This window comes from Ruegeria sp. YKSF57, from assembly GCF_059612585.1.
Map to the genome: position 1 here is coordinate 46,115 of NZ_JBXWQW010000001.1, position 24,474 is coordinate 70,588.

A 24,474-nucleotide genomic window follows, 5' to 3' on the forward strand; every position below is an offset into this window, starting at 1 on the left:
TAGCTTGCACGGACGTACCTGCAAGCGGCTCTCTTGATCCCTGGCCTCGCAAACGTCTATATGAGCGCCGAATACGCAATCATGACGAGGACGCAACATGGCCGGCCATTCCAAATGGGCCAACATTCAGCACCGTAAGGGGCGCCAGGACGCCGCTCGGTCCAAGCTGTTTTCCAAATTGTCGAAAGAGATCACTGTCGCTGCCAAAATGGGTGATCCCGATCCCGAGAAAAACCCACGCCTGCGTCTGGCGGTGAAAGAAGCCAAGGGCCAGTCGATGCCCAAGGACAACATTGAACGGGCCATCAAGAAAGCCTCTGGCGGCGATGCCGAGAGCTATGAAGAAATCCGCTACGAAGGCTATGGCCCAAACGGCGTCGCGGTGATCGTCGAGACGATGACCGACAACAAGAACCGCACAGCGTCCAATGTGCGCTCGACGTTTTCAAAGAATGGCGGCAATCTGGGTGAAACCGGCTCGGTGGGCTTCATGTTCGAACGCAAGGGCGAAGTGGTCTATCTTGCGGATGCCGGGGATGCAGATACCATCTTTGAAGCAGCCATCGAAGCCGGCGCCGAGGATGTCGAAAGCTCGGAAGAGGGCCATATCATCTGGTGCGCCGACTCTGATCTGAACGAGGTGTCGAGCGCGCTTGAAGAGACACTTGGTGAATCGGAATCAACCAAGCTGGTCTGGAAGCCCACCACAACCACGGAGTTGGGTTTGGATGACATGCAGCGTCTGATGAAGTTGGTGGATGCGCTGGAGGATGATGACGACGTGCAGCGCGTCACCACCAATTTCGAAGCCACGGATGAGGTGATGGCGCAACTGTGATCTTGTGTCATGGCCCATCACACAGCCCGGCGTGTTCCGCCGGGTTTTTTTTGTTGTCGCTCCTTAGGGTAACTGAGACGTGTCGCGGTCAAAAAAAGCTGCTGATGTCCTTTAGAGGCTTTTTCAGCTTGGCCACTGCGGGGACTGTCGCATTCCCAGCCGGGTGCCCCACGGCGATGATCATCGTCGGTTTCTCCGAGGCAGGACGTTCAAGTGCGTCGTTCAGGAACCGCATAGGATTCGGCGTGTGTGTCAGCGTGGACAGACCGGCGCGATGCAGCGCGGCCAGCAGGAAACCTGTGGCGATATTGACGCTTTCCGGCACGTAGTAGTTTTTGTATCGGGTTCCATCTTCGAACTGTCCCCAGCGCTGGGCAAAAACCACGATCAGCCACGGGGCAACGGTCAGGTGCTCCTTGATCGCGTTGGTCCCGATCGGTTCCAACGCCTTGATCCATTCATCCCCGGCAGTGCCTGCGTAGAATCGGCGCTCTTCTTCTTCGGCCTCCTCTCGGATGCGCTGTTTTAGGGCAGGATTGGACACAGCCGCGAAGTGCCAGGGTTGGTGGTTGGCGCCCGACGGGGCGGTCCCTGCGGTGCGAATGCAGGTTTCAATCACATTGCGGGGGACCGGGCGATCGCAGTAGTCTCGAACAGTATGGCGCTTGCGCATGACTTCGTGGAACGCCTGTGCAGCCGTGATCATTTCGACATCGGCCAAGTCGGCTCGGTCGGGCAGCGGGATAGGGTCATAGCTTAGCGCATTTCGCGAAAACATGGCATGCACTCCAACATTGTTGGTCCTGTTATCCAGCGAGTTCAGTCGGGTTGCAACCCACTCGCAGCGGCGGTTTTGATCGCGCCGGTCAGGTGCGTGATCGCAGGGGCCACGATGCGGCTGACCTGCCAGGTCAAAGGCACGTCGAGCGGCGTGTCGGGCAAAAGTGGGAGCAGGCGACCCGCACGAAGGTGGTCCCGAACAAGGGGTTCAGGATTCATACCCCAAGCAATTCCTGCGCACGCGGCTTCGACAAATGCATGCGTTGACGGAAGGAAGTGCGATGGTGGGTTGATCCGGGCGCCAGCATTGGCGGCCAGCCAAGCCTTTTGCAGACCATCCTTGCGATTGAAAGTCATGCAGGGAGCCTTGGCTAGTGCTGCTGGCGTGACGCCACCAGAAAACCAGTGCTGAACGAAACCCGGGCTGGCTGTCGCTATGTACCGCAAGGTTCCCAGCGGGTACGCATCGCAACCGGTCACAGGTTTGCCGCCGACCGTAATCGCTGCACCAACTTCTCCTCGTCGCAACCAGTCGGCGGAGTGATCCTGATCGTCGATCAGCAGATCAAAAAGCATGTCATCTACACCAGCCATTGCAGCGATGAACCAAGTCGCCAGACTGTCGGCGGGGACAGCGATCTTCAATAATGTCGGACCAAAACTTTGATCCAAAGACAGATCCCGGTTCAGTTTGGCTTCTAGCAGTCGGACGTCTTCGGCATGCTTGGCAAGCCTCAAGCCCGCGACGGTTCCCGTGCACGGGGGGCCTCGATGGACCAAGGGTATCCCGATCCTGTCTTCCAGCGCCTTGATCCGCTGGGAAATCGCCGAAGACGTTACCGCCAGTTCATCGGCCGCCGCTTCGAAGCTTCCCAATCGTAATATCGCTGCGAGAGCATTTAATTGACCGGCATCGAGAGTCATTAGCAATTCTTAATCTGCATTATCATCTTTAATTTGATATTTCGTTCAAGCGCGGCTAGTCAATTCCGGTCGTCCACAGGAGTGCCTATGCCCGCCTCTTTCATTTCCGGCTTTGCGCTTGGCTTCAGCCTCATCCTCGCGATTGGCGCACAAAACGCATTTATCCTTCGTCAGGGTTTGCGACGCGAGCACGTCTTTGCCTTGTGTCTGACATGTGCGTTGTCTGATGCCGTGCTTATTGTTGCGGGTGTTGCCGGGTTTGGGGCCTTGGCTGCAACTGTGCCAAGTTTCGAGACCGTCATGCGGTATGGCGGAGCAGCTTTTCTGTTCTGGTATGGCACACGCAGTCTGTGGTCGGCCTGGACAAGCGGCGCAACGCTGCAGGCGGATAGACATCAGCGAACCAGCCTGCGCGGGGCAATGTTCACGGTTCTTGCATTCACATGGCTCAATCCGCATGTCTATCTGGACACCGTGGTCCTGATCGGCTCGATATCGGCACAATACGATGATCGGTTCGGATTTGCCTTGGGCGCGGTGACATCCAGCTTTGCCTTCTTTTTCTCGCTTGGATACGGGGCGCGTTTGATAGCTCCGTTCTTTGCGCGCCCGGATTCCTGGCGATATCTGGACGCCATGATTGGGCTGACCATGCTTGGGATTGCATGGAAGTTGGTTGCGATGTGAAGTCTTGCACAAGTGCCCATTCCATGTTGAACCGTTAGCATGACAACGATCGCCGCCCAATCCCGCCCCCTTGCCGGTATCTTCTGGATGCTGTCGGCGGGGTTTTCCTTTGTGATAATGACGGCGATGGTTAAATCCATGGGAACCGCCATGCATCCCATTCAGGCAGCATTTTTACGCTATCTGTTGGGGCTGGTGTTCCTGCTTCCGGCAATGCGTGCGATCCTTTCGGCGCGATTGACCAAAAAACACTGGGTGTTGTTCGGTATCCGTGGCGGGATTCATGCGATTGCCGTCATGCTATGGTTCTTCGCGATGACCCAGATCCCTTTGGCAGAGGTGACGGCGATGAACTATCTCACGCCGATCTACGTTACCTTGGGCGCGGTCTTGTTTTTGCGGGAACGCCTTGCCGCCCGTCGTGTTGTTGCGATAGGAGCCGCATTGATCGGAGTTCTGATCATTCTGCGCCCGGGGTTTCGCGAAATATCACAGGGACATCTGGCCATGTTAGGTACGGCACTCGCTTTGGGCGGGTCCTATCTGATCGCGAAGGTTCTGGTTCAGGATCTTCGCCCGTCTGTTGTCGTTGCTCACTTGTCGATCTGGGTCACCGTGGCTTTGATTCCCTTTGCCGTTTCTGTCTGGACACCGCCAAGCTGGCAGGATCTGGGGGTGTTGTTTCTGATTGCCTGCTTTGCGACAGGTGGGCACTATTGCATGACGCTTGCGATGCAGGCGGCACCCATCACGGTGACGCAACCCGTGACCTTCGTGCAGTTGATCTGGGCGACTCTGCTTGGCGCACTGGCCTTTGGTGAACGTGTCGATCTATGGGTGGTCGCAGGTGGCACGCTGATATTGGGCGCAGTCAGCTTTATGACTTGGCGCGAAGCCGTTTTGTTGCGCCGCGCGGTTACTCCGCCAAATTTGGCAACGAAATTCTGATTGCCTGAAGCAGGGCATCCGGTGAAAAATCGGTTATTGATTGACGAGTCAATAAAATCCTTTTAGCGTTTCGGATATTACACTGGCTCGAAGGAGACCGACATGCCGAAACTCGGAATGGAACCGATCCGACGCGACGCGATCGTGAAGGCGACCATCGCCGAGCTTGGCGTGAAAAAGTCGCTCGACGTGACGGTTAGCCAGATTGCCAAACGTGCAGGAATGTCCAGCGCGTTGGCGCACCACTATTTCGGCGGCAAGGACCAGATATTTCTGGCCGCCATGCGTCGTATCCTGTCGGATTTTGGCGAAGAAGCGCGATCTGAATTGAAGAGCGCACCAAAGACCGAACGTGCCCAGGCAATTATCCGAGCCTGTTTCGCTCCTTCTTGTTTCACCCCGGATGTAATCGCCGCTTGGATGACCTTCTATGTTCTGGCGCAGACCAATAATGATGCCCTTCGCCTTTGGCAAATATACCAGGCGCGTATTAGGTCCAATCTGGTTGACGCACTGCGCCCCCTATTGGAGGACCCCGCAGAAGGCGCTGAGAACATGATTGCCATGATCGATGGATTGTATATCCGTGCGGCGCTGAGCGCACCAGAGCAACCCGAACTTGCCGTCAACCACGCTTTGCGCGTTCTCAACACCCTTATCGAGGCTGGTAAATGACAAAGCCCAATATTCTGATCCTGATGGTGGATCAGTTGAACGGAACCCTCTTCCCCGACGGTCCCGCCGACTGGCTGCATGCGCCAAACCTGAAGAAACTGGCCGAGCGTTCAACGCGCTTCGTCAATGCCTATACTGCGTCGCCGCTCTGCGCTCCGGGACGGGCGAGTTTCATGTCGGGGCAATTGCCTTCGCGCACCGGTGTCTATGACAACGCAGCCGAATTCAGCAGTGCTATCCCGACCTACGCCCATCATCTGCGCCGTGCGGGCTACTACACCTGCCTCAGCGGCAAGATGCATTTCGTTGGTCCCGATCAGTTGCATGGTTTCGAGGAGCGGTTGACCACCGACATCTATCCGGCCGATTTCGGCTGGACGCCGGATTATCGCAAGCCGGGTGAGAGGATCGACTGGTGGTATCACAACATGGGGTCTGTCACTGGGGCAGGGGTGGCCGAAATCACTAACCAGATGGAATATGATGACGAGGTCGCCTACTATGCAAAGACCAAGCTTTATGATCTGGCGCGGGGCCGCGACGACCGTCCATGGTGTGTGACCGTAAGTTTCACACATCCGCACGACCCCTATGTCGCGCGTCGCAAGTATTGGGACCTCTACGAGGAATGCGAGCATCTGCTGCCCGAGGTAAGCGATCTGGGCTATGACAATCAGGACCCGCACGCCAAGCGCATTTTCGATGCAAACGACTGGCGCAGCTTTGAAATCTCCGAAGAGGATATTCGTAAATCGCGTCGGGCCTATTTTGCCAATATCTCGTATTTGGACGACAAAATCGGTGAAATCCTCGAAGTGTTGGATACCACCCGGCAAGAGGCAATCATCCTTTTCGTGTCCGACCACGGCGACATGCTGGGTGAGCGCGGGTTGTGGTTCAAGATGAACTTCTATGAAGGGTCGGCGCGCGTTCCGCTGATGATTTCTGCTCCCGGAATGCCTGTCGAGTTGATTGATACACCTGTGTCGACCATCGACGTAACACCGACACTTGGTGTTCTGGCTGGCGTCAATATGGATGAACTGGCACCCTGGACCGACGGTCACAACCTCGTGCCGCTTGCCAATGGCACAGATCGAACCGAGCCGGTTTTGATGGAGTATGCGGCTGAGGCGTCTTATGCGCCTTTGGTGTCGATGCGTTACGGCAAATGGAAATACAATCGCTGTGCACTGGACCCCGACCAACTGTTCGATCTGGAAAACGATCCGCATGAGTTGAACAATCTGGCCGATGACCCGGCCCATGCCGGAACTTTGCAGACCCTCAAGGCCAAATCCGAAGCACGATGGGATCTTGAACGCTTCGACACCGAAGTCAGGGCAAGCCAGGCGCGCCGCTGGGTGGTGTATGAGGCGCTCAGGCAAGGCGGCTATTTCCCGTGGGACTATCAGCCGCTTCAGAAGGCATCCGAACGGTACATGCGGAATCACATGAATTTGGACAACCTTGAGGAAAGCCAGCGTTTCCCGCGCGGCGAATAACCTCTTCATCTTTTTGATAATACTCCCGACGGAGCCGATAGCGATCAATTGCCATTCCGGCGGGACGAAGGAGACGTGAACATGGAAGCAGATTTTGTCATCGTCGGTGCAGGATCGGCCGGTTGCGCGATGGCGTATCGACTGAGCGAGGCCGGGGCTTCGGTTTTGGTGATTGAATATGGCGGCACCGATGCGGGGCCGTTCATCCAGATGCCGGCGGCGCTCAGCTATCCTATGAACATGTCGCGCTATGATTGGGGGTATCAATCGGAACCCGAGCCGAAACTGAACAATCGGCGTCTGGCCTGTCCGCGCGGCAAGGTGATCGGTGGGTCGTCCTCTATCAATGGCATGGTCTATGTACGCGGTCATGCGATGGATTTCGACACCTGGTCCGAGATGGGCGCCGACGGCTGGGCCTATTCGGATGTACTGCCCTATTTCAAACGGATGGAGACGTGGCACGATGGCGGCCATGGCGGCGACCCGACCTGGCGCGGAACGGATGGCCCTTTGCACGTGACGCGCGGACCGAGGTCGAACCCGCTGTTCAAGGCGTTTGTCGAGGCTGGACAGCAGGCTGGCTATGAAGTGACCGGCGACTACAACGGTGAAAAGCAGGAAGGTTTTGGCCCGATGGAACAGACCGTCTGGAAAGGACGGCGTTGGTCGGCAGCCAATGCCTATCTCAAACCCGCGCTGAAGCGCCCGAACTGCGATATCGTACGGGGGCTGGCGGCGCGGATCGTCATCGAAGACGGTCGGGCGACAGGCGTCGAGATTTTGCGAGGCGGTAGAAAGGAAGTGATCCGCGCGCGGCGCGAGGTTGTTTTGGCTGCCTCCTCGATCAACTCGCCCAAGCTCCTGATGCTGTCAGGTATCGGCGCGGGTGCGCATCTTGTCGAACACGGTATCGATGTCGTTGCTGACCGCCCGGGTGTGGGTGCCAACCTGCAGGACCATCTGGAGTTGTACATTCAACAACAAGCCATCCAGCCGGTCACCTTGTACAAATACTGGAACCTGATCGGCAAAGGCGCGATCGGCGCGCAGTGGCTGTTCACCAAGACCGGTCTGGGCGCGTCCAACCAATTCGAAAGCGCAGCCTTCATCCGCTCGAAACCCGGCGTCAAATACCCGGACATCCAGTACCATTTCCTGCCGATTGCCGTGCGCTATGATGGGCAGGCCGCCGCCGAAGGCCACGGCTTCCAGGCCCATGTTGGCCCGATGCGGTCGCCATCCCGTGGCAACGTCACCCTCCGCTCGGCGCGGGTCGAAGACGCACCGATCATTCGCTTCAACTATATGAGCCATGAAGAGGATTGGGAGGATTTTCGCACCTGTATCCGCTTGACCCGAGAAATCTTTTCACAAGAAGCGTTCCAGCCGTTTGCGGGCAAGGAAATCCAGCCGGGTGCAGCCGTCCAGTCAGACGAGGAACTTGATGGTTTTATCGCGGAACACGCGGAAAGCGCCTATCATCCTTGCGGAACCTGCCGAATGGGTCGGGCGGATGATCCCAATGCCGTTGTCGACCCACAGGGCCGGGTGATCGGGGTCGATGGTCTCTGGGTAGCGGACAGTTCGATTTTCCCACAGATCACCAATGGCAATCTCAACGCTCCTTCGATCATGGTTGGAGAAAAAGTATCCGACCATCTTTTGGGGCGCAGCCCGCTGCCGCGGGCCAATGACGAACCTTGGCTTCATCCGCAGTGGAACGTGGCGCAACGTTAAGAAAAAATGTGTATTGCCGGGTGATTTGATCGGCGTCAAAGAGAGCCTTCGCAGCGCGGTCTAGCTGTTGATGGAAACATCAAGACAAGGAGCGAACAGGATGTCTCATACGCCTCACGAACTGGCCGAAGAGTTTCCGGACAAGGTCGATCTGATGAGTCAGCTCAAGCAGTCGGATGCGCATTTCGCGAAGCTGACAGAAGAATATCACGAGATCAATCGTGCGGTTCATCGCGCTGAAACCAATATCGAACCGATGGAAGAACTGGCAGAGGTGGACCTGCGCAAGAAGCGCGCGGCTTTGAAGGACCAGATCTGGGGGATTCTGTCCAAAGCCTGAATTCCGCAAAGGCGTGACGGGGGCTGTGGCCCCCTCCGTCTGCACCTGAAATTGGCGGGGTAAAAGGTCAATTTACCTCATATGGCAACGTGCCCCGCATATCCGTATTGATGGTAAGACGACGCTCCAGCGGTGGAACCGAGCGTTGGTGGCAGGATTTTCTCTCGCAGATGCGGCAGGATATCCCAATAGGCTCGTAAGCGCTGGCATTGTTGATATCGAGGTTGTCCGCATAAACCAAAGCGTCAGCGTGCCTGACTTCACAGCCCAGTGCGATGGCATAGCGTCGAACCGGCGCGCCAAACGAACCACCGGGTTTTGAAATGTCTCGTGCCAACGAAATGTAGCGCACCCCATCCGGCGTCTCCGCCAATTGGCGCAGGAAATGTCCGGGCGTTTCAAAGGCGCGATGCACGTTCCACAACGGGCAGGCCCCACCGAATCGCGCAAACTGCAGACGGGTGGCCGAGTGTCGCTTTGTTATTGTGCCTGCCTGATCCACACGAACAAAGAAAAATGGAATCCCCTTTGCTCCAGGGCGTTGCAAGGTCGACAGTCGATGGGCAACTTGTTCGATGGATGCGCCGAAGCGGTTGCTGAGCAGTTCCAGATCGTGGCGGTCTTCCTGCGCGGCTGCCAGGAAAGTTCCATAGGGCATCAGGGCGGCGCCGGCGAAATAATTTGCCAGCCCGATCTTGGCGATGGAGCGTGCCTCGTCGCTTTGGAAGCGTGCAAAGTCCAGCGTTGCTTCCAACAGTTTGTCTTGATTCAACAAGGCGACTTGGAGAAGGAGCTGAAAAACCTGCGTTTGCGGGGCCGACCGAGAGGAAAGACGCAGGGTTTTCGATTGGGTGTCATAACTTCGCAGAGCCTCGATATCGGAAAGCTCTACATGAATGCCGCGATCGCCGAGGCTTTGCAGCGCAGCGGCTCGAATGCCGCCCGTGCCGCCGCCGCGTTCGGCAAAGTGCTCGGCCGCGTGATCGACAGCGTCAATATAGTTGTCGCAATAGTGGAAAAAGTCGCGCACCTCTTCCCAGGGGCTGGCTTGTATGCGGGCATCTTCACGCCCCAGCGCCTCGTCAAGAGAGGCCAGCCGCTCATGGGTCTGACGGTAGTTTCGGTGCAATTCGATAAAGGCTCGTGCAAGCGCCGGAGCATTTGATGCTGTCAGGCGCAGGTCCGCAAGCGGCGGCATTGCGTCAGCAAAGATCGGGTCCGCAAGTGCTTCGCGCATGTCGGATACCAGCCGTTCGCTGTCGCCAGTGCTCAATTCGGTTACATCCAGCCCGAATTCCTGCGCCAAAGCCAGAACAACCGTCGTCGAAATCGGACGGTTGTTGTTTTCCATCTGGTTCAGGTAGGGCAGCGAGACACCCAGCTTTGAGGCAAAATCCTTTTGCGTCAGCGACAGTCGGGTGCGGATTTCGCGCAACTTTGCGCCGGCATAGAGTTTCTGTGTCGCCATCGACGTGCCTTTGCGGATTTACTTGGCGAAAGGCTAACTTTGCAAATCATCCTGTGCAAGTATTCAAAGGCCAAGCTGCTTTTCGCGAATGATGACCACAGTGATTGCCAGAACGGCAAGTACCGAGGTTGCGAACATAAGCCACAACAAGGGCAGCGCGCCCGTCTCGGGAGTCAGTAACCATCCTGCAAAAGCGCTCAGCGCAGCGCCGCCACCGAGCATGATCGCGCCGCTCAGGCCCGAAGCCGTTGCAGCAAGGCGCGGGCGGACCGAAAGGGAGCCGGCTGTTGCATTGGGGATCGACATCCCGTTTCCGAGCCCAACGAAAGTCATCAGGCCAAAAAAAGAAACCGCACTGTCCGCGCCTAGAAGTGTAACTAAGATTGAAAAAGCAATTCCCAGCGTGTTCAGCCAACACCCCCAAAGAACCATGCGGTTCACTCCGACGCGTGTCGAGAATTTCCCACTTATGAAATTGCCAAAGAAATAACCAAGAGCGGGTGCGCCAAAATAGACGCCAACCTCGGCGGCCGTGAGTTGGAAAACTTCGGAACCTACAAAAGGCGCGCCGCCGAGATAGGCAAAAAAGGCCCCAGACGAGAAACCACAGGCCAGCGAATATCCCCAGAAGCGTGGCGAGGTCAGCAATTCCGGATACTCGTGGAATTGCTGGACCAACGTCTTGCCACTCTTGAGGGCAGTTTCCCCGAAATCCGAATACGTCAGAAAAAGGGCCATGCAACCGAGAATGAGGAGCAGCCAGAAATTGGCCTGCCAACCAAGTGTTTCGTCCAAAAGCCCCCCGATGGCCGGGCCGATCATCGGCACTACGGCCATGCCCATTGTGACGTAGCCCAGCATTGAGGCCGCTTTGTCCTGCTCGTACATATCCCGCACGGCAGCGCGACTAAGCACAACTCCAACCGCGATCACCGCCTGGCACATGCGGAAAAACAGAAAAATCTCGGCGGTCGGAGCGTAGATGCAGCCCAGCGTCGCCAGAAGAAATAGGGCGATCCCCCACAGGATCACGGGGCGACGACCGGCTTTGTCTGCAAGCGGCCCGATTATAATTTGCATGCCTGCATTGACACCAAGATACACTGCCACCGAAAGCTGCATGACCCTGTAATCAGTCTGAAAATAGGCCGTCATGTTCGGTAGGCTTGGCAGAAACACGTTCATTCCCAGCGCCGAGAGGCCGGACAACAGAATAAGCGTCGCCAGCGTCGGCGGACTGCGGTGAGTCTGGGTGAAACTGAACTGCATGGTTTGCATCTATTGCATTGGTTGCGCCAAATCCATGCCAGCCGGAGTGTAGATATTTTGATTAGCCAATTTTCATTTAGCAAATAAAAGATTGCCAATACTTTGCAAATTTGCCGAATTGTTCTTTGGATGATGCAAGACACGCTATATGGTCCGGTCAAATTTTAAAGGGGACAATCGCGATGAAAGACATCCTTTCCGAACTTGAAGGTCGCCGCGAAGCAGCGCGCCTGGGGGGTGGGCAAAAGCGGATCGATGCGCAGCACGGGCGCGGTAAACTGACAGCGCGCGAGCGGATCGAGCTGCTGCTAGACGAAGACAGCTTCGAAGAATTCGACATGTTCGTTTCACACCGCTGCACCGATTTCGGGATGGAAAAACAAAGGCCTGCGGGCGACGGGGTCGTCACCGGCTGGGGGACGATCAACGGGCGCATGGTATATGTATTCAGCCAGGACTTTACGGTTTTTGGTGGATCGTTATCGGAAACGCATGCACAGAAGATCTGTAAGATCATGGATATGGCTGTGCAAAACGGCGCGCCGGTGATCGGCCTGAACGACTCGGGTGGCGCGCGAATCCAGGAAGGTGTCGCCTCGCTGGCCGGATACGCCGAAGTGTTCCAGCGCAACATCATGGCCTCGGGCGTGGTGCCGCAGATCAGCGTGATCATGGGTCCCTGTGCTGGTGGCGCGGTCTATTCTCCGGCAATGACTGACTTTATCTTCATGGTCAAGGATACCTCATACATGTTCGTGACCGGTCCCGATGTGGTCAAAACCGTCACCAACGAGGTGGTCACTGCCGAGGAGCTGGGTGGGGCCTCGACCCACACCAGAAAATCTTCGGTCGCCGATGGTGCATTCGAAAATGATGTTGAGGCGCTGGCCGAGGTGCGGCGTCTGGTGGACTTCCTGCCGCTCAACAACCGCGAAAAGCCGCCCGTGCGCCCATTCTTTGATGAACCGGGCCGGATCGAGGCGTCGTTGGATACGCTGGTTCCAGAGAACCCGAACACGCCCTACGACATGAAGGAACTGATCGCCAAAGTAGCGGATGAGGGTGACTTCTATGAGATTCAGGAAGACTACGCCAAGAACATTATCACCGGCTTCATCCGACTTGAAGGGCAGACTGTGGGCGTTGTTGCCAATCAGCCGATGGTGCTGGCAGGTTGTCTCGACATCGACTCCAGCCGCAAGGCTGCTCGTTTCGTGCGTTTCTGCGACTGCTTCGAAATCCCGATTCTGACTTTCGTCGATGTTCCGGGCTTTTTGCCGGGCACCAGCCAGGAATATGGCGGTGTGATCAAGCATGGCGCCAAACTGCTCTTCGCCTATGGCGAGGCGACAGTTCCAAAGGTCACGGTGATCACCCGAAAGGCCTATGGTGGAGCCTATGATGTGATGGCGTCCAAGCATTTACGCGGTGACTTCAACTATGCCTGGCCGTCCGCAGAGATCGCGGTAATGGGGGCCAAGGGCGCAACCGAGATCATTCACCGTGCTGATTTGGGAGATGCCGAAAAGATCGCGGCGCACGCCAAGAATTATGAAGACCGTTTCGCCAACCCCTTTGTGGCGGCCGAACGTGGCTTCATCGACGAAGTGATCATGCCGCATTCAACCCGCCGTCGGGTTTCGCGTGCCTTTGCCTCGTTGCGAGGCAAGTCGCTGAAGAACCCTTGGAAGAAACACGACAATATCCCGTTGTAAGGCTTTCGGGTGGGAGAGGCCCCACCCGATGAAGGACAACAGATGATCCAAAAACCGCAAGATCGGAGACTCCCTATATTGTTCGTCGACGTGCCTATTGGCGTCGGACGGGATGCACTTGGGTCGCGCGCGGGTCATTGCGTCCATCACCCCGGCAGCAAAGGGCAACGCAGAGTTTGGAGTTCGACTGAAACGAGAGTGATCGGACCGAAAGCGCGATCTCAATTTGACGCCAGAGGCGAATCGCCCACATGATCCGTGCGATCGTACATAGAGCCGCGCGCGCCCACCGCGCAGCGCCTGCAGCCCTGGCAGGAGGAGCCCGCCATTGGCGGGGCCGGGGCTGCGGCATTTTTATTACCGCAGTATCTCTGGTCATGCACACGAACGCCTTTGCGCAAGGCAGCCTGCCGGTGCCGTCCGGTCAGGAAGTCTGGCTGGATGAGGTTCTGCTGGATACCAATCCGGGCGAACTTTGGGTCCGCTTCCGGTTCGTAGCACCCGGAATCGGGTCAGAGATAGGGCAGATCGGGCATGACGTGGCGACCCACGATATGGACCATCTCTGCGATACCCTGGCCGTGCCGTACGTCGCCAGGCACCAGTTGGAACCGGCTCGCGTGATCATCTCGATGGCAGATCGTGAGGTGGAATTTGGGCAAACTCAGAAGGCTGCGACCCAGTACTTTGAAGCTTATAGGCTGGAAAATGCCGCCTGCGTATGGGAGGGGCTCTGATGTTGAATGCAACCTCTACACTGTTTCTGGCCCCTCAACCGTGCCAGATGGTTCTGAAAGCGAAAAAGATGACCCAAGTCGCATCCGGATGCCTGTTCCGGCACTATCCCGACGCCACGATGATACCTGCGTTAGCCTTCGCCCCTCTGCACGAGGAGGCGCTGCCATGCTGAAGCATCGTGGTTTTCCCGGCCGCCTTCCCGGCACCGATTTCCAGTTCACGATACGCCGGGCCAATCCCAAAGGTGTGACGCCATTGACGCGTCGCGAAAGGTTCCGCGACCGCAAGGCTGTTGACCGCAAAGCGGATGCAGTCTTTTTCGAAGCACTGTGGGAACATTTTGGCGATCAACCCTTTGAGCGCGGCAATCTCGATGCTGGACGGTTGAGCTGGCTGTTCGGACGCGAGGTGATCCCGGCAGAGGACCCATTCGATCCTGAAAGCTATAGCGCGCTACTAGTGATCGATGTGGATGCCGCGCGGCAGACGTTTCCGGGCGTTTTCGGGGGGGCTAGCTGAACATGCTCCCGGCCGTCGCATACACTGTCTCGCGCAATGTTGCGGACAAGGCCCTGCCCGGAATGGGGCAGGGCCGGAATGTGGTGTCAGAATGTCCACTGAGCCGCAAGTTGCACGCGACTGCCGTCAAAGGTGTTTCCCGAAATGACGTCATTGCGTTCGCCATAGATGTATTCGGCCATCAGTGTCAGATTGTCGGTGGCCTGGTAAAAGGCGTTCACGTGGATGGTTTCCAATTCCGTGAAAGACAGGGTCCCGGTCGACGTGGGAAGGTCATAGTCCTCTCTGCCGTAAGCTACGCCGACATTCCATCTGTTGCCCAGGTCTTGCCGCAACTCGATGGTATAGCCGTCCACGTCATTGGCTTGGCCGCCGACAATCGCATTGCCCACGCCGATCAACCAGGGACCAAGGGCTTCACCGTTCACGTACGTGACCTGAAAAAGACCGCCTTCCCAAGGGCGGACCGAACCCGCAAGGGTAATCCCAGTTTGATCGACTTCTGCGCCGCCCGACGTAGCTGTCCCGTAAAGGCCGGCCGCGCGAAGCGAGAACCGGTCAGTGCTGTACGCAACGGCTGCGGTGAGAACCGGATCGTCGGAAGCAGAGCCCGAAACGTTTTCCTCGACCGACGCGCTGAACACCGTATTGGCGGCAATATCCGCCGTGTATCTGACCTGAGGCACACGTGCGAAAGCAATACCAACCGGACCGTTGAATTCGACCGTGGTTGGATATTCTGCCAGGGGCATGAAGTTGGTCCAGTACTGGCCGATCAGCCAGGTGTCACCAATGCGGACGTTCGCATGGCGAACCCGCAACTCGGGCGAGCTGCTGGAGCCACCGAACAGGTCGAGTTCCAATTGACCGGTAATGTCGCCGATATCGCTCGGAGTGGTGCTTCGCAGGCCGATACGCGATTGCCGAACCGTCGCGCCGAAATGACCGTCCGTCGCGGCAGACGGCTCGCCGATTACGTTGACGAACGCTGTGTCCCCCTGGTCAAACTCGAAGTCATAGAAGAAGTCGGCTTTGACATAGCCGTAGATGTCGATTGCGGTGTTGCCAATGTTCAAATCACCGGACGGTGCGGCACCTTCGGAAGCCTCCAGCGCCTCGACCCGAGCACGCAGTTCGGCGATTTCCTCGGAGTCTTCCGCCAGGGCAGGAAAAGCAGCAAACGCGCACGCCGCTGCAGTCAACCCGAGGGTTGTTTTTGTGTTCATTTTCATATGCTTGGTCCTTGTCTTGCGAGTGAGCACAGCCAGCGTTTCACGCTGTTTACCAAGTGTGAAATCACGTTCTCGAGACTGGTCTGCGTTGATTTCTCACGGCAAAATGATTGTCCATCACGGAATGCCCACGCCTGCGTGAAGAATGAGTGCAAACTTTTGTCAAAGCGTGATTCTTTCAAAGCGGCGGCGAACAGCAGGAATGAAGGGAACTCCGCGGAGTCGAACGATCAATATGAAGGCCCTTACGTAAATGTGACACCAGCCACCTCAGGTGTTGGCCGGTCTGTTCACATTTGCGTCGGCACAATTTTGCGTGTGGGTGTAGAGAATGGGCAGAAACTAGCCGGAAACTCTGCCTTCCCAACAGACGTGTTGGCGGAAAAGCACGGCGCGGGCAGAGTGACCGGGCCGTGCGGCACGTCTTTGCCTGCGCCGCACATGCACCTACTATTCCGTACCCCTTCCTTCAGCGGGCTGGTTGATGTACCCCACATTGACCCGCCCGCTTTTTTCCGTCGGCTGGTTTTCGCAGGGTCACGGCAAAGATTTGCGCATGGTCAAGCTGTTCACCGAATTGACTTGAGAAATTTGGGATTTCCCATTCATCACACGCGTGAGCAGTCAAACTTGGATAGGGGATGCGACTCATGCGGAACATTCGGTTCATTTCGGTCATCGTGCTTTGTGCGGGCTTGGTCGCGTGTGGCGACACGAAAGGCGAACAGGCACTCTTTGGTGGCAGCGCGGGCCTGCTGGGCGCGCTCGTTCTTGACGCAAACCCGGTTGTCGGGGCAGCGGCTGGTGCGGCAGGAAACCTGCTGTATTGCGAAGTGCAGAAAAGCTGCTGATCAGCAGATTGTAGTTAAGGTCGGACATCCCGGCCAACCGAAATCACTGTGGAACGCCGTTTCGGACCATATTGTCCGAAGCGGCGTTTTGCATTTGAAACATCCCAAGACAAAGGACGTTCCATGTTCAACAAGATCCTGATCGCCAACCGGGGCGAGATTGCCTGCCGGGTTATGAAAACTGCCAGAAAGATGGGTATCGCAACAGTCGCCATCTATTCGGACGCCGACAAGCAGGCCTTGCATGTTCAAATGGCCGACGAGGCTGTACACATCGGGCCGCCACCGGCAAACCAATCCTATATCGTGATCGACAATGTAATGAACGCCATTCGCGAAACTGGGGCGCAGGCGGTACATCCGGGCTATGGCTTCCTGTCAGAGAACTCCAAGTTTGCCGAGGCTCTCGAGGCCGAAGGTGTGGCCTTTGTCGGCCCTCCCAAAGGTGCGATCGAGGCTATGGGGGACAAGATCACCTCCAAGAAGATCGCTCAGGATGCAAATGTCTCGACCGTTCCCGGTTACATGGGACTCATTGAAGATGCGGAGGAGGCCGTCAAGATTTCAAATGAGATCGGCTATCCGGTCATGATCAAGGCCAGCGCCGGTGGCGGCGGCAAGGGGATGCGGATCGCCTGGAACGACACCGAGGCACGCGAAGGCTTTCAGTCGTCAAAGAACGAGGCGGCAAACTCTTTCGGAGATGATCGGATTTTCATCGAGAAATTCGTGACCCAGCCGCGCCATATCGAAATCCAGGTGCTTTGCGACAGCCATGGCAACGGCATCTATCTGGGTGAACGCGAATGCTCGATCCAACGCCGTAACCAGAAAGTTGTCGAAGAGGCGCCGTCGCCGTTCCTTGATCCCGAAACGCGCAAGGCGATGGGCGAACAAGCAGTCGCGCTGGCCAAGGCCGTCGGATATTCCAGTGCGGGCACGGTTGAATTCATCGTGGACGGGAAAAAGAACTTCTATTTCCTCGAGATGAACACCCGCCTGCAGGTAGAACACCCTGTGACCGAGCTGATCACCGGTGTCGATCTTGTGGAACAGATGATCCGTGTGGCGGCGGGCGAGCCGTTGTCGATCACACAGGATGACGTGAAACTGAACGGCTGGGCCATCGAAAACCGGCTGTATGCCGAAGACCCGTATCGGAACTTCCTGCCGTCCATCGGTCGGTTGACCCGCTATCGCCCACCTGCCGAGACAGCCGCAGGTCCGTTGCTGGCCCACGGCAAATGGCAGGGGGACGCACCCGAAGGTGTAACGGCGGTGCGCAATGACACCGGGGTCTACGAGGGCGGCGAGATTTCGATGTACTACGACCCGATGATCGCCAAACTGTGCACTTGGGCACCAACGCGTGAACAGGCCATCGAAGCGATGCGTGTGGCGCTCGACGGGTTCGAAGTCGAGGGGATCGGCCACAACCTGCCCTTCCTGAGTGCGGTGATGGATCATCCCAAATTCGTCGAAGGTGACATGACCACCGCTTTCATCGCCGAAGAATATCCCGACGGGTTCGAAGGCGTTACACTGCACCAAGATGATCTGCGCCGTATCGCGGCAGCCAGCGCGGCAATGCACCGTGTTGCCGAAATTCGCAGAACTCGGGTCTCTGGGCGAATGGACAACCACGAACGCAAAGTGGGCACTGACTGGACGGTCAGCCTTCAGGGGCTTGATTACAACGTCGTAATCGACGCGGATCCAGCTGGTTCGACAGTAACATTCGAAGGCGGTGGGTCCTATCGCGTGGCTTCGGACTGGACGCCTGGGGATCAGCTGGCAACGTTGGATGTCAATGGGACACCGCTTGTTCTGAAAGTCGGAAAAATCTCGGGCGGTTTCCGCATCCGCAACCGGGGTGCGGATCTCAAGGTGCATGTGCGAACGCCGCGTCAGGCGGAATTGGCGCGCCTGATGCCCGAGAAACTTCCACCGGACACATCCAAAATGCTGCTTTGCCCGATGCCTGGTCTTGTCGTGAAGGTCGACGTCGAGGTGGGCCAGGAAGTGCAGGAAGGTCAGGCGCTGTGCACCATCGAGGCGATGAAGATGGAAAATATTCTTCGCGCCGAAAAGAAAGGGACCGTCGCCAAGATCAACGCCGATCCCGGAGACAGCCTGGCTGTCGACGAAGTGATCATGGAATTCGAGTGACCGGGCAACCCAGGTCTCTCACTGTGAAGAAAGGGTAACACCGTGAAACGCGGCAAAACCGTCTTGCCTGAATGGGATTTGACGACCCGGTGCGAGAGTCAGTTGCTTTCGCGCCGGTCGCGGATTTCCCGTTCGCGCATGGGGGTCTTGTCGATCGACCGGCTAATCTCGCGTACGCTCCATGGCGTGGGCTTACGCAGCTTTACCTCGCCGTCCTTGTCTACCAGAACCATCTGGAATCCACGCGGACGCAGCTTGTTGCGTACAGGTGTGCGCTCTTGGGGATTGGTGTCGGTCAAGACTACGACATCGCGGTCACGCAGCATCGCTTCGCCTTGTTGCAACATGTCGATCTGTTGCTGGAACCGGGGATCGGCAGGTGTGTCGGCAAAGACCACAATGGGACGGTTGACCCACAAGAACTCGGTCAGGTCGCTATTGCTGGCGGGACGGATCAGCTCGTCCTCCGCTGGTAACGTGCCATCCGCCGCAAATGCAGCGAAGGGGATAAGTGCAGAAAAAACAACAGCTAGCGTGCGTCTCATTCGGCCTCCTGTTCGATTGAATATAGAGGCTACGGTGGCGATTGCGACTGAAGAAATGGACGCGCCTGCGAAAAAAAACGGGAATGGTCTTATCGAAAGGGGTGGACATGACTGTGAATAGTCCCCTTTCAGAGCATCGGCAGTCACATGATGGGACAGACGGCCAAAATCTGCGCGTCATTCTTCACCTCGGCGCTCATCGCTGTGCCACGACGAGTTTCCAACACTACCTGCGCGATAACTCGGAGTTTCTTGAGCAAAACGGAATCGGCTTCTGGGGGCCTCCGAGGATTCGGAACAAGTTGTGCCCAGGATTTGGAAACACGGAAATCGCTACTCAAGTCCGCGAAGCGGCTGCGGAGCGTATCAGGGTGCAATCCAAACGCGCGGCAAAACGTGGGATCCAATGTCTCATTGTGAGTGACGAGAATATCCTTGGGACAATGGGGCAAAGCCTCAGAGAAGCAACCCTGTATCCAGCAGCTGGCGCGCGGCTTTCTGTTTTTGCCGGATTCTTCGACGGCGGCGTGACGGATATCGTACTGAATATCCGTCAACTGGAGGACTATTGGGCGTCGGTCCTTGCGTTTCAATTGCAAAAAGGTCGAACGATGCCGGAACCAGTTATTCTAGACTGGTTGGCCATGAACAAGCGCAGTTGGCGAGAAGTCATCACTGATGTCGCATTGGCTGCTCCCGGTGTCCGCCTGTCGATTCTGCCATATGAAAGCTATGCCGGTCATCCGGATTTGCAATTTGCACATATGATTGGGCGACCCACACCAGTGGCCCATAAGGCCAAGCATTTGAACGCGGCCGAGCGCCCCTGGTGCCCCACGACCTGCATCCCGGAAGATCCCGAGAATTTGCTCGCCGCATCCCCTTTCACTCTGGAACAGTCCGCCGTGCTGAACGTGGCCCACACCGCTGACCTGGACTGGCTTGCCGGTGGCGCCAATGGGCTCGCCGTTCTGATCGAGGGCCAGGAAACAAAACCTGACGGGGCATCTCCTGTCGCGACCGATATCCACAAGAGGAAGACATCATGACCAAAACCGACGACTGGCGCGCGCTGGCCGAAAAGGAACTGCGCGGCCGACCCGTTGAAGACCTTGACAAGACGACTCTGGAAGGGATCAAGGTCAAACCGCTCTATACCGAAGCGGATACGGCAGAGCTGGCGCATATGGGCACGTTGCCGGGATTTGGCCCTTTCACTCGTGGCGTCAAGGCAACCATGTATGCAGGCCGCCCATGGACGATCCGGCAATATGCCGGTTTTTCGACGGCCGAGGAATCGAACGCCTTTTACCGCCGTAATCTGGCAGCCGGTCAGCAAGGTGTTTCAGTGGCCTTCGATCTGGCTACTCACCGCGGTTACGACAGTGACCACCCTCGAGTGGTGGGCGATGTGGGCAAGGCCGGTGTGGCTATCGACAGCGTCGAAGACATGAAAATTCTGTTCGACGGCATCCCACTCGACAAGGTGTCGGTGTCGATGACAATGAACGGCGCTGTCGTTCCGGTTCTCGCCAGCTTCATCGTTGCGGGCGAAGAACAGGGTCATGACAAATCGGTGCTCTCCGGGACCATTCAGAACGACATTCTGAAAGAGTTTATGGTGCGCAACACTTATATCTATCCGCCCAAGCCTTCGATGCGGATCATCTCGGACATTATCGAATTCACATCAAACGAGATGCCAAAGTTCAACTCGATTTCGATCTCGGGCTATCACATGCAAGAGGCCGGGGCGAACCTGGTGCAGGAACTGGCCTATACGCTGGCCGACGGGCGCGAGTACGTGCGCGCGGCGATCAATGCGGGCATGGATGTGGACAAATTCGCCGGGAGGCTCAGTTTCTTTTTTGCCATTGGCATGAATTTCTTCATGGAAATCGCCAAACTCCGTGCCGCGCGCACGTTGTGGCACCGGGTGATGACCGAGTTCGGGGCGAAAAGCGAACGTTCAAAGATGCTACGCACCCATTGCCAGACCTCGGGGGTGTCGCTGCAGGAGCAGGATCCCTACAACAACGTGATTCGCACTGCCTATGAGGCGATGAGCGCAGTGTTGGGCGGCACCCAGTCGCTGCACACCAACGCGCTGGACGAGGCGATTGCGTTGCCGACCGATTTTTCGGCCCGTATCGCGCGCAACACGCAGCTCGTTTTGCAGGAGGAAACCGGCGTGACCGATGTGGTCGATCCTTTGGCAGGGTCTTACTATGTCGAAAGCCTCACTAACGAACTGATCGAAAAAGCCTGGGCCTTGATGCAGGAAGTCGAAGAGATGGGCGGCATGACCAAGGCTGTCGAAAGCGGCATGCCCAAGCTCAGAATCGAGGAATCGGCAGCCCGCCGTCAGGCAATGATCGACCGCGGCGAAGAGGTGATCGTTGGTGTCAACAAGTACCGCAAAGAAAAGGAAGACCCGATCGATATCCTTGATGTGGATAACGTAGCGGTGCGCGAGGCGCAGATTGCGCGGCTTGATAAAATGCGGGCCGACCGTGACGAGGAAGCCTGTATCGCAGCCCTGAACGAACTTACCCGCCGCGCCAAGGGAGGCGGCAACCTGCTCGAGGCGGCGGTCGAGGCCGCGCGCGCGCGCGCATCCGTAGGAGAAATCAGCATGGCGATGGAAAAGGAATTCGGACGTCACCGCGCCGAAGTGAAAACGCTCGCCGGTGTGTATGGCGCAGCTTACGAGGGCGATGAGGGTTTTGCGGCAATCCAGAAAAGCATCGAGGACTTTGCCGAGGCCGAAGGGCGCCGCCCGCGCCTGTTGGTCGTCAAGATGGGGCAGGACGGTCACGACCGCGGCGCCAAGGTCATCGCCACGGCCTTTGCAGATATCGGATTTGATGTGGATGTCGGGCCATTGTTCCAGACTCCGGCCGAGGCGGCGCAGGATGCCATCGACAACGACGTGCATGTGGTCGGCATCTCGTCCCAAGCTGCGGGGCACAAGACGCTGGCGCCGCAACTGGTTGAAGAACTCAAAAAAGCCGGTGCTGAGGATATCATCGTGATCTGCGGTGGCGTGATCCCGCAGCAGGATTATGACTTCCTTCACAAGGCGGGCGTCAAGGCGATCTTTGGCCCGGGTACCAACATTCCCGAAGCGGCACAGGACATCTTGCGTCTGATCCGCGAAGCGCGTGGCTAAGCGCGGAGTCATTTTGATAGGTATGGCGGCGGGTGCCCTGTGGGCACTCGCTGTCGTCATCTTGCTGCCACGGTTGGATTTGCCATTTTTGCCTTTGCCAATGGCCCTGCCGGTTGCGTTTGTTTTGCCGGGGCTGGTTCTCGCCGCCATGATTGGGCGGGCAGCCCAGCGGCGCTTCTTTGATGACGCAATTATTGATGGCGCAACATTTGTTCCGGATTCCGCCGCCGACATCGACCAGCGGGTGCTGACCAATACGGTGGAACAACTTGTGCTCGCATTGGCGCTCTGGCCGTTTGTCGCCCTTGTTCTTGGCGGGGCCGTTGCCGTCGTGCTCGGTATGTCATTCGCCTTGATGCGCGTAGTGTTCTGGCTGGGCTACCACAGGTCGCCACCCTTACGCGGATTCGGCTTTGCAGGAACTTTCTATCCGACTGTCGTTGCCGCTTTGTGGTCTATATTGGTTTGGTTTGTTTGATGCAGGTATCAGACTGTTGCACGCCGCCCACGAAACGCTAGGGTTCGCCTAAGCGGAGGTAAGTCATGCAACTGGACCACATTGCCGTCGCCGGGGCGACACTTGAAGATGCGACCGAGCATGTCGAGGCAGCTTTGGGAGTTAAATTGCAGCCGGGCGGGCACCATGACAAGTTCGGAACGTACAACACGCTGCTAGGGCTTGCGAATGGCCTGTACCTGGAGGCTATAGCAATCGATCCCGAATCGCCCGATCCCGGCAGGCCGCGCTGGTTCGATCTGGACAGGTTTTCCGGTGCACCTCGCCTGACAAACTGGATTTGTCACGTGACCGACATGAATGCGATTCTGGCTCGTATGCCGGACACGGTTGGTATGCCCATGTGGCTGTCGCGCGGTGAACTGCGATGGAAAATGGCCGTTCCTGAATCTGGTGCGCTGCCCTTCGACAACCTGTTTCCGGCGCTCATCGAATGGCAAGGAAACCTGCATCCGTCGGGCATGCTTACGCAAAGTGGCTGTACCCTAAGGCGACTGACCGTGTCTCACCCGCTTGCGGACGATCTTTCCGGCCTTCTCGGGCCACTGAAATGGGTCAACATCGAGCCCGGCGACCCCGGATTGAAGGCCAAGTTCGACACGCCCCACGGAATGCGGATTCTGGAATGACTATCCGCCGTGCAAGTTCCGAAGATGCGTCGGCCATTGCCGACATAACCAATGCCATCATACGGGAGACGTTGATCACGTTTACCTCGGCAGAACGCAGCCCGGAAAGCATTGCGGCAGATATTGGAGCGCGCGGCGAGGGGTATCTGGTGGCGGAGCTGAACAGAAAATGCGTTGGGTTTGCCACCTATGCGCCCTTCCGAAGCGGTCCCGGCTATGCTCATACGCGCGAGCATTCGGTACTGCTTGCCTCAGACGCGCGAGGGCAGGGATTGGGACGCGCTTTGATGGAGCAGCTCGAAATTCAAGCACGGAAGGATGGCGTGCATGTTCTGGTTGCAGGCATCTCCGCCGCAAATCCTTCCGCTATCGCCTTTCACAAGGCGATTGGGTTTTGCGAGGTTGGCCGGATGCCTCAGGTGGGCCGAAAGTGGGGAAAGTGGCTTGATCTGGTGTTGATGCAAAAAATCCTGTCTGGGGTATGATTCGTCGCACCTGACACCGGCTCTCTCGCGGGATAGGGTGGCCTCATGTCGATCTGGACCCGCATAACAGATGCCCTGAGCGCATTGGCGCAGGGGGAAAGTCTTGCCACCGTATTCGAACGGCTGCGCACGCCTCCTGAAAAGTCGGTGGCCTTCACCATTGCTGTCATTGCCCTTGGCGCCAAAATGGCAAAAGCCGACGGGCAGGTGACGCGCGACGAGGTGACGGCGTTTCGGGAAGTCTTCAGAATCGCCCCCGAGGACGAGGCAGGCGCAGCACGTGTGTTCAACATGGCGCGCACAGATGTAGCGGGCTTTCAGGACTATGCGCGAAACATACAAAAGATGTTCTCCGAGGACAGCACCACGCTCTGCGACTTGATGGAAGGGTTGTTCCACATCGCCTTGGCCGACGGGTTCTATCACCCTGGCGAGAACGAGTTTCTCGAAGAGGTCAGCCGGATATTCGGGCAAACAGACGCCCAATTCAAAGCCCTGCGCGCCCGTTTCGTTCCAGATGCGCCGACCGACCCCTACACAGTCCTTGGTGTTCCCTCCGACATGCCGCTGGGGGAAATCCGAAAGGTATGGCGACAGCTTGTGCGCGACACGCACCCGGATGCTATGATGGCCCGCGGTGTTCCGGAAGAGGCGGTGCGACTGGCCGAGAAGAAGATGATTGATATCAATCGCGCCTGGGACGAGATCAACGGCGCAAGGGCTTAAAA

At 57.3% G+C, this 24,474-nt stretch carries 25 protein-coding genes; 19 read left to right on the forward strand and 6 right to left on the reverse strand.

Annotated elements, in window-relative coordinates:
- Positions 1–97 precede the first annotated feature (97 nt).
- Complete coding sequence (locus AC2FLX_RS00255) at positions 98–838, forward strand: YebC/PmpR family DNA-binding transcriptional regulator (protein WP_496809588.1); 741 nt, start codon at positions 98–100, stop codon at positions 836–838.
- A gap of 88 nt (positions 839–926) precedes the next feature.
- Here the strand turns inward: AC2FLX_RS00255 and AC2FLX_RS00260 are convergent, their stop codons facing one another.
- Entirely contained in the window at positions 927–1,616 is a 690-nt protein-coding gene (locus AC2FLX_RS00260) for a nitroreductase family protein (RefSeq protein WP_496809587.1), read from the reverse strand.
- Between the two features lie 41 nt (positions 1,617–1,657).
- Positions 1,658–2,542 (reverse strand): ArgP/LysG family DNA-binding transcriptional regulator, encoded by an 885-nt coding sequence (locus AC2FLX_RS00265; RefSeq protein ID WP_480751089.1) that lies wholly within the window; start codon positions 2,540–2,542, stop codon positions 1,658–1,660.
- Between the two features lie 87 nt (positions 2,543–2,629).
- Between AC2FLX_RS00265 and AC2FLX_RS00270 the strand changes: the two genes are divergently transcribed.
- The 6 genes from AC2FLX_RS00270 to AC2FLX_RS00295 all read left to right on the forward strand — a co-directional run bounded on the left by AC2FLX_RS00270 (position 2,630) and on the right by AC2FLX_RS00295 (position 8,437).
- Positions 2,630–3,229: a LysE/ArgO family amino acid transporter gene (locus AC2FLX_RS00270; RefSeq protein WP_480751088.1), complete on the forward strand. Its 600-nt coding sequence runs from the start codon at positions 2,630–2,632 to the stop codon at positions 3,227–3,229.
- 39 nt (positions 3,230–3,268) lie between these two features.
- Positions 3,269–4,177: a DMT family transporter gene (locus AC2FLX_RS00275; protein WP_480751086.1), complete on the forward strand. Its 909-nt coding sequence runs from the start codon at positions 3,269–3,271 to the stop codon at positions 4,175–4,177.
- Between the two features lie 102 nt (positions 4,178–4,279).
- Positions 4,280–4,852 carry a choline-binding transcriptional repressor BetI gene (gene betI / locus AC2FLX_RS00280; RefSeq protein ID WP_480751085.1) on the forward strand — a complete coding sequence of 191 codons (573 nt, stop codon included), beginning with the start codon at positions 4,280–4,282 and terminating at the stop codon, positions 4,850–4,852.
- Entirely contained in the window at positions 4,849–6,357 is a 1,509-nt protein-coding gene (betC, locus tag AC2FLX_RS00285) for a choline-sulfatase (protein WP_496809586.1), read from the forward strand. The genes betI and betC overlap by 4 nt, the downstream gene beginning before the upstream one ends.
- A gap of 81 nt (positions 6,358–6,438) precedes the next feature.
- Entirely contained in the window at positions 6,439–8,097 is a 1,659-nt protein-coding gene (betA, locus tag AC2FLX_RS00290) for a choline dehydrogenase (RefSeq protein WP_496875362.1), read from the forward strand.
- A gap of 100 nt (positions 8,098–8,197) precedes the next feature.
- Positions 8,198–8,437 (forward strand): HP1242/YdcH family protein, encoded by a 240-nt coding sequence (locus tag AC2FLX_RS00295; protein ID WP_480751080.1) that lies wholly within the window; start codon positions 8,198–8,200, stop codon positions 8,435–8,437.
- A 67-nt stretch (positions 8,438–8,504) separates the two neighbouring features.
- Here AC2FLX_RS00295 and AC2FLX_RS00300 read toward each other — a convergent pair whose 3' ends face one another.
- Entirely contained in the window at positions 8,505–9,905 is a 1,401-nt protein-coding gene (locus AC2FLX_RS00300; protein WP_496809580.1) for a helix-turn-helix domain-containing protein, read from the reverse strand.
- Positions 9,906–9,968: 63 nt separating this feature from the next.
- Positions 9,969–11,174 carry a multidrug effflux MFS transporter gene (locus AC2FLX_RS00305; protein ID WP_496809579.1) on the reverse strand — a complete coding sequence of 402 codons (1,206 nt, stop codon included), beginning with the start codon at positions 11,172–11,174 and terminating at the stop codon, positions 9,969–9,971.
- Positions 11,175–11,356: 182 nt separating this feature from the next.
- On the opposite strand from AC2FLX_RS00305, the gene AC2FLX_RS00310 reads away from it, so the two are divergent.
- The 4 genes from AC2FLX_RS00310 to AC2FLX_RS00325 all read left to right on the forward strand — a co-directional run bounded on the left by AC2FLX_RS00310 (position 11,357) and on the right by AC2FLX_RS00325 (position 14,146).
- Positions 11,357–12,889, forward strand: a complete 1,533-nt coding sequence (locus AC2FLX_RS00310; RefSeq protein ID WP_496809578.1) for an acyl-CoA carboxylase subunit beta — start codon at positions 11,357–11,359, stop codon at positions 12,887–12,889.
- Between the two features lie 251 nt (positions 12,890–13,140).
- The gene (locus AC2FLX_RS00315) at positions 13,141–13,626 is read left to right on the forward strand and encodes a DUF6497 family protein (protein ID WP_480751073.1); all 486 of its coding nucleotides are present in this window, start codon (positions 13,141–13,143) and stop codon (positions 13,624–13,626) included.
- A complete protein-coding gene (locus tag AC2FLX_RS00320) occupies positions 13,626–13,799 on the forward strand; it encodes a hypothetical protein (RefSeq protein WP_496809577.1) in 174 nt (57 codons plus the stop codon). The genes AC2FLX_RS00315 and AC2FLX_RS00320 overlap by 1 nt, the downstream gene beginning before the upstream one ends.
- Positions 13,793–14,146, forward strand: a complete 354-nt coding sequence (locus AC2FLX_RS00325) for a hypothetical protein (protein ID WP_480751069.1) — start codon at positions 13,793–13,795, stop codon at positions 14,144–14,146. The genes AC2FLX_RS00320 and AC2FLX_RS00325 overlap by 7 nt, the downstream gene beginning before the upstream one ends.
- Positions 14,147–14,232: 86 nt before the next feature.
- Here the strand turns inward: AC2FLX_RS00325 and AC2FLX_RS00330 are convergent, their stop codons facing one another.
- A complete protein-coding gene (locus AC2FLX_RS00330) occupies positions 14,233–15,372 on the reverse strand; it encodes a DcaP family trimeric outer membrane transporter (RefSeq protein ID WP_480751068.1) in 1,140 nt (379 codons plus the stop codon).
- A 656-nt stretch (positions 15,373–16,028) separates the two neighbouring features.
- Here AC2FLX_RS00330 and AC2FLX_RS00335 point away from each other — a divergent pair.
- Both AC2FLX_RS00335 and AC2FLX_RS00340 read left to right on the forward strand, forming a co-directional pair.
- Complete coding sequence (locus AC2FLX_RS00335) at positions 16,029–16,229, forward strand: hypothetical protein (protein WP_496809576.1); 201 nt, start codon at positions 16,029–16,031, stop codon at positions 16,227–16,229.
- Positions 16,230–16,352: 123 nt separating this feature from the next.
- Positions 16,353–18,398, forward strand: coding sequence for an ATP-binding protein (locus AC2FLX_RS00340; RefSeq protein ID WP_496809575.1), 2,046 nt, complete (start codon positions 16,353–16,355; stop codon positions 18,396–18,398).
- Positions 18,399–18,496: 98 nt separating this feature from the next.
- On the opposite strand, the gene AC2FLX_RS00345 is transcribed toward AC2FLX_RS00340, so the two are convergent.
- Positions 18,497–18,943 (reverse strand): DUF4174 domain-containing protein, encoded by a 447-nt coding sequence (locus AC2FLX_RS00345; protein ID WP_496809574.1) that lies wholly within the window; start codon positions 18,941–18,943, stop codon positions 18,497–18,499.
- Positions 18,944–18,984: 41 nt separating this feature from the next.
- Here AC2FLX_RS00345 and AC2FLX_RS00350 point away from each other — a divergent pair, with 41 nt between their 5' ends.
- From AC2FLX_RS00350 to AC2FLX_RS00375, 6 genes are all read left to right on the forward strand, one after another.
- Positions 18,985–19,992 carry a hypothetical protein gene (locus tag AC2FLX_RS00350; protein ID WP_496809573.1) on the forward strand — a complete coding sequence of 336 codons (1,008 nt, stop codon included), beginning with the start codon at positions 18,985–18,987 and terminating at the stop codon, positions 19,990–19,992.
- The gene (gene scpA, locus AC2FLX_RS00355) at positions 19,989–22,115 is read left to right on the forward strand and encodes a methylmalonyl-CoA mutase (RefSeq protein WP_480751060.1); all 2,127 of its coding nucleotides are present in this window, start codon (positions 19,989–19,991) and stop codon (positions 22,113–22,115) included. The genes AC2FLX_RS00350 and scpA overlap by 4 nt, the downstream gene beginning before the upstream one ends.
- Positions 22,108–22,593: an MAPEG family protein gene (locus tag AC2FLX_RS00360; RefSeq protein WP_496809572.1), complete on the forward strand. Its 486-nt coding sequence runs from the start codon at positions 22,108–22,110 to the stop codon at positions 22,591–22,593. The genes scpA and AC2FLX_RS00360 overlap by 8 nt, the downstream gene beginning before the upstream one ends.
- 65 nt (positions 22,594–22,658) lie before the next feature.
- Positions 22,659–23,261, forward strand: coding sequence for a VOC family protein (locus AC2FLX_RS00365; RefSeq protein WP_480751057.1), 603 nt, complete (start codon positions 22,659–22,661; stop codon positions 23,259–23,261).
- Positions 23,258–23,746, forward strand: a complete 489-nt coding sequence (locus AC2FLX_RS00370; protein WP_496746244.1) for a GNAT family N-acetyltransferase — start codon at positions 23,258–23,260, stop codon at positions 23,744–23,746. The genes AC2FLX_RS00365 and AC2FLX_RS00370 overlap by 4 nt, the downstream gene beginning before the upstream one ends.
- 45 nt (positions 23,747–23,791) lie before the next feature.
- Positions 23,792–24,472 (forward strand): TerB family tellurite resistance protein, encoded by a 681-nt coding sequence (locus AC2FLX_RS00375; RefSeq protein ID WP_496809571.1) that lies wholly within the window; start codon positions 23,792–23,794, stop codon positions 24,470–24,472.
- The last annotated feature ends 2 nt before the right edge of the window (positions 24,473–24,474 follow it).

Bases quoted from the DNA above. Each gene is read 5' to 3' on its own strand.
- AC2FLX_RS00255 (WP_496809588.1), top strand. From the start codon at position 98: ATGGCCGGCCATTCCAAATGGGCCAACATTCAGCACCGTAAGGGGCGC.
- AC2FLX_RS00260 (WP_496809587.1), bottom strand. From the start codon at position 1,616: ATGTTTTCGCGAAATGCGCTAAGCTATGACCCTATCCCGCTGCCCGAC.
- AC2FLX_RS00265 (WP_480751089.1), bottom strand. From the start codon at position 2,542: ATGACTCTCGATGCCGGTCAATTAAATGCTCTCGCAGCGATATTACGA.
- AC2FLX_RS00270 (WP_480751088.1), top strand. From the start codon at position 2,630: ATGCCCGCCTCTTTCATTTCCGGCTTTGCGCTTGGCTTCAGCCTCATC.
- AC2FLX_RS00275 (WP_480751086.1), top strand. From the start codon at position 3,269: ATGACAACGATCGCCGCCCAATCCCGCCCCCTTGCCGGTATCTTCTGG.
- betI (WP_480751085.1), top strand. From the start codon at position 4,280: ATGCCGAAACTCGGAATGGAACCGATCCGACGCGACGCGATCGTGAAG.
- betC (WP_496809586.1), top strand. From the start codon at position 4,849: ATGACAAAGCCCAATATTCTGATCCTGATGGTGGATCAGTTGAACGGA.
- betA (WP_496875362.1), top strand. From the start codon at position 6,439: ATGGAAGCAGATTTTGTCATCGTCGGTGCAGGATCGGCCGGTTGCGCG.
- AC2FLX_RS00295 (WP_480751080.1), top strand. From the start codon at position 8,198: ATGTCTCATACGCCTCACGAACTGGCCGAAGAGTTTCCGGACAAGGTC.
- AC2FLX_RS00300 (WP_496809580.1), bottom strand. From the start codon at position 9,905: ATGGCGACACAGAAACTCTATGCCGGCGCAAAGTTGCGCGAAATCCGC.
- AC2FLX_RS00305 (WP_496809579.1), bottom strand. From the start codon at position 11,174: ATGCAGTTCAGTTTCACCCAGACTCACCGCAGTCCGCCGACGCTGGCG.
- AC2FLX_RS00310 (WP_496809578.1), top strand. From the start codon at position 11,357: ATGAAAGACATCCTTTCCGAACTTGAAGGTCGCCGCGAAGCAGCGCGC.
- AC2FLX_RS00315 (WP_480751073.1), top strand. From the start codon at position 13,141: ATGATCCGTGCGATCGTACATAGAGCCGCGCGCGCCCACCGCGCAGCG.
- AC2FLX_RS00320 (WP_496809577.1), top strand. From the start codon at position 13,626: ATGTTGAATGCAACCTCTACACTGTTTCTGGCCCCTCAACCGTGCCAG.
- AC2FLX_RS00325 (WP_480751069.1), top strand. From the start codon at position 13,793: ATGCTGAAGCATCGTGGTTTTCCCGGCCGCCTTCCCGGCACCGATTTC.
- AC2FLX_RS00330 (WP_480751068.1), bottom strand. From the start codon at position 15,372: ATGAACACAAAAACAACCCTCGGGTTGACTGCAGCGGCGTGCGCGTTT.
- AC2FLX_RS00335 (WP_496809576.1), top strand. From the start codon at position 16,029: ATGCGGAACATTCGGTTCATTTCGGTCATCGTGCTTTGTGCGGGCTTG.
- AC2FLX_RS00340 (WP_496809575.1), top strand. From the start codon at position 16,353: ATGTTCAACAAGATCCTGATCGCCAACCGGGGCGAGATTGCCTGCCGG.
- AC2FLX_RS00345 (WP_496809574.1), bottom strand. From the start codon at position 18,943: ATGAGACGCACGCTAGCTGTTGTTTTTTCTGCACTTATCCCCTTCGCT.
- scpA (WP_480751060.1), top strand. From the start codon at position 19,989: ATGACCAAAACCGACGACTGGCGCGCGCTGGCCGAAAAGGAACTGCGC.
- AC2FLX_RS00365 (WP_480751057.1), top strand. From the start codon at position 22,659: ATGCAACTGGACCACATTGCCGTCGCCGGGGCGACACTTGAAGATGCG.
- AC2FLX_RS00370 (WP_496746244.1), top strand. From the start codon at position 23,258: ATGACTATCCGCCGTGCAAGTTCCGAAGATGCGTCGGCCATTGCCGAC.
- AC2FLX_RS00375 (WP_496809571.1), top strand. From the start codon at position 23,792: ATGTCGATCTGGACCCGCATAACAGATGCCCTGAGCGCATTGGCGCAG.